Source organism: Alkaliphilus hydrothermalis (genome assembly GCF_016908555.1).
GTDB classification, from domain to species: Bacteria; Bacillota; Clostridia; order Peptostreptococcales; family Natronincolaceae; genus Alkaliphilus; species Alkaliphilus hydrothermalis.
In genome coordinates this window covers 1-3414 of record NZ_JAFBEE010000041.1, presented here as the reverse complement: position 1 = coordinate 3414, position 3414 = coordinate 1, and the positions used below count along the sequence as shown (strand labels likewise).

Below are 3414 nucleotides of genomic sequence, written 5' to 3'. Positions count from 1 at the left end.
TAAACCTGTAGGTGTAGCATAATTACTGATGTTACCTCTGATTTACTTTGCATAATCTTCGGCAATGATTATAGAGTAAAACTCAAAAATCATTGAAGGAGGTTCTTATGCAAAAGAAACCAATTAAAGAATTATTGCATGACTTAGAGCAAGAACTGTTGCGTTTAGGCTATACTGAAGGTTCCATGAAGTTTTATCGTAACCGATGGCAGAAAATTCTGCAGTTTACTGAAGAACGTAACGAAACTCATTATTCTGAGAAACTAGGAATTGACTATGTTGAAAGCTATTTCCAGATTTTTGAAAAGGACTTCGATAAAACCTTGTCGCAGAAAGATACACAGGAACTTCGTATCATTAGAATAATTGGTGATTATCAACTCCATCATACCGTTTTAAGACGCTATTACAAGCATCAGAAGTTACTTACTGACCCATATTTTATGGGTATTAGTGACGATTTTAAGAAATACTGCGAACTTAAAGATTACTCTAAGGTAACCGTAGACCATTATGCGAAACAATCAGAACGCTTTATGGATTATTTGATTTCCCAAAGAATTCAAAATTGCCATGATATCACACTTCCCATTGTCAATAGCTACATCAAAACATTAGCTGGCTATGCCTATAAAACCGTGGAACAAATCATCTGCTCCATACGTGCATTTTTAAGATATCTACTAGAACAGGATATTTTAAAGGATGATTTAGCTTCAAAAACTCCTATGGTTCAGGCAAGAAAGCAGACTCGTATCCCTTCCGTTTGGACCAAGGAAGAGTTAGATGCCCTAATAGGTGCAATTGATCGTGGAAGTCCAAAGGGAAAGCGTGACTATGCAATTATTCTTCTCGGTTGCGTACTAGGTCTTAGAGTCACAGATATCAAAAATCTAACCTTTGATAGTTTCCATTGGGAAGAAAAGAAATTGATATTCACACAATCAAAAACAAGGAGTACTGTCACTCTTCCTATCCCAGCTGAAGTAGGCTGGGCAGTAATTGACTATCTGAAGTATGGTAGACCTAAGGTTAATTCTCCGATTGTATTTGTAAGACATTTAGCACCATTCCTACCTTTCTCAGAAAGTGACCATTTACATCAATTAATACGTGATTACATGAGAATCGCTCATATTCCTACCTTGAAGAAACATCGGGGTATGCATTCGCTTAGACATACTGCAGCTTCAAGAATGCTTGAGCACGATACACCACTTACGGTTATTTCTGACATCCTTGGTCATACTGATACAGATTCTACAGCAGTTTATCTGAAAGTAGACATCAATAAATTGAAAGAATGCTGTCTAAATATGCCGGAGGTGGACATTCATGAATAATTATCCTTTTAAAGGTCCATTTGCAGTGCATATCAAAAATCACGTTATGCTGAAACAAGCAATCGGGTACAAATATACAACTGAAGTGAATCACTTATTGCGTTTTTCTGCATTTACCGCTGTAAAATACACTAATGCTATTGGGCTTACTAGAGAAATTGTTCTGGACTGGTGTTCAAAGAAAAATTATGAATCACAGGCCAACCAGTGTTCACGGGGTTCTATCATTAGGCAACTTTCTATATATATGGACTCAATTGGAATGAATGCTTACATTCTTCCAAAGGGATACTTTCCAAAGAAAGAGAAGTATATTCCCTATATCTATACCGAGGATGAATTAAAACGTTTCTTCGATGAAACAGATAAATGTCACTATGTCAGCCAATGTCCACATCGACATTTAATTATGCCGATATTTTTCAGAATGATATATTCCTGTGGTTTACGTTCATCTGAAGCTAGACTATTAAAGGTAGATGACATTGACCTAGAGGCAGGCGTATTAACCATAGAACATTCAAAGAAGGATAACACACGTCTAGTTCCTATGTCAGATGATATTACAAACCATTGTAGGAGTTACTTCCGGCATGTGCATATGATGTCAAAGGACAATGATTACTTTTTCCCTGGATTAAATGGGAACCCAATGACTCTAACTAATATTTATCATAACCTTAGGCGTTTTCTATGGAAAGCTGGTATATCTCATGGTGGTCGTGGTAAAGGACCAAGAGTACATGATTTTCGACATGCTTTTGCATGTCACTGTTTAAAAAAATGGGTTATGCAGGGTAAAGACCTTACAGTTTATCTCCCAGTCCTTAAAACATATATGGGACATGATTCTTTTAAGGAAACTGCATATTATCTTAGAATGACAGCTGATGTATTTCCTGATATATCCATAAAGCTAGAAGGATTCTATCCAGATGTCATTCCAAAATTAGAAGGTGATAATTATGAAACCTACTAATTTTGCGATCCATCTTACAGCCTTCTTATCTGAGTATTTGCCTGCACAGAAAAATGCGAGCAGTAATACTATTGCATCTTATCGTGATACTTTTAAGCTTTTACTCAGGTACTGCCAGATACAGAAAAGTATATCTATTGAAAAGTTGACTATGGATATGCTTACCCATAAATTAATAGCGGACTTCCTGGAATGGCTTGAAGATTCTCGTAAAAGCAGTATTTCAACTAGAAATCAACGACTTGCTGCCATACATTCATTTTTTCGTTATGCCCAGTATGAGGAACCATCAGGAATTCTTCATTTTCAAAAGGTAATAGCAATACCTGTTAAAAAGACACAAAGAACTGTTGTGCCACATCTTACACCAGGTGCGATGCAATTTCTATTGTCACTGCCAGATAAGACTACTACTAAGGGACGTCGTGATTTGACCCTTTTAAGTACATTGTATGATTCAGGTTGTAGGGTACAGGAATTAGCAGACCTTAAAATACGTGATGTTATCTTAGATAATCCTGCCGTGCTTATCCTTACTGGTAAAGGTGATAAGGTACGAAGAGTCCCCCTGATGAAAAATACTCTAGCTTTATTAAAAAACTACATCTTGGAGAGCTCTCTTGATAAACCTTGGAAAAGTGATTATCCATTGTTTACGAATAAACAACATACCAAACTTACCAAGGAAGGAATTTCATATATTATTAAGCAATATGTGACTTTAGCTAGGAAGAACTCAACACTTGTACCGGAAACTGCAACTCCTCATATGTTCCGTCATAGCAAAGCAATGCACCTGTTGCAAGCAGGCGTAAATCTCATATATATTCGGGATTTTCTCGGACACGAAGATATTAAAACAACAGAAATTTATGCTAAATGTGATACAGAATTAAAACGGCAGGCTATTGAGAATGCTTACCCTGACTTAGTTGATAGTAATCTCCCCGATTGGAGTAAAGATACAGCATTACTTGATTGGCTCTCCAATCTCAAGTAGTCAGTATATTATGCAAAGTAAGTCATAGAAGAATCTAGACAAAACAATACTTAGCAGGATTTACTTTGCATAATCATCTACTTTGCATAAGG

3 protein-coding genes are annotated in these 3414 nt (G+C 36.4%); all 3 read left to right on the top strand.

Going from position 1 to position 3414, the window contains the following annotated elements; genetic code table 11:
- Positions 1–107 precede the first annotated feature (107 nt).
- Genes JOC73_RS14885 through JOC73_RS14875 form a run of 3 tightly spaced genes read left to right on the top strand, consistent with a single transcriptional unit; the run spans position 108 to position 3322 of the window.
- Positions 108–1343 carry a site-specific integrase gene (locus tag JOC73_RS14885; RefSeq protein WP_204404667.1) on the top strand — a complete coding sequence of 412 codons (1236 nt, stop codon included), beginning with the start codon at positions 108–110 and terminating at the stop codon, positions 1341–1343.
- Complete coding sequence (locus JOC73_RS14880; protein ID WP_204404665.1) at positions 1336–2322, top strand: tyrosine-type recombinase/integrase; 987 nt, start codon at positions 1336–1338, stop codon at positions 2320–2322. The genes JOC73_RS14885 and JOC73_RS14880 overlap by 8 nt, the downstream gene beginning before the upstream one ends.
- The gene (locus JOC73_RS14875; protein ID WP_204404663.1) at positions 2309–3322 is read left to right on the top strand and encodes a site-specific integrase; all 1014 of its coding nucleotides are present in this window, start codon (positions 2309–2311) and stop codon (positions 3320–3322) included. Before JOC73_RS14880 ends, JOC73_RS14875 begins: the two co-directional genes overlap by 14 nt.
- The last annotated feature ends 92 nt before the right edge of the window (positions 3323–3414 follow it).

Bases quoted from the DNA above. Each gene is read 5' to 3' on its own strand.
- JOC73_RS14885 (WP_204404667.1), top strand. From the start codon at position 108: ATGCAAAAGAAACCAATTAAAGAATTATTGCATGACTTAGAGCAAGAA.
- JOC73_RS14875 (WP_204404663.1), top strand. From the start codon at position 2,309: ATGAAACCTACTAATTTTGCGATCCATCTTACAGCCTTCTTATCTGAG.
- JOC73_RS14880 (WP_204404665.1), top strand. From the start codon at position 1,336: ATGAATAATTATCCTTTTAAAGGTCCATTTGCAGTGCATATCAAAAAT.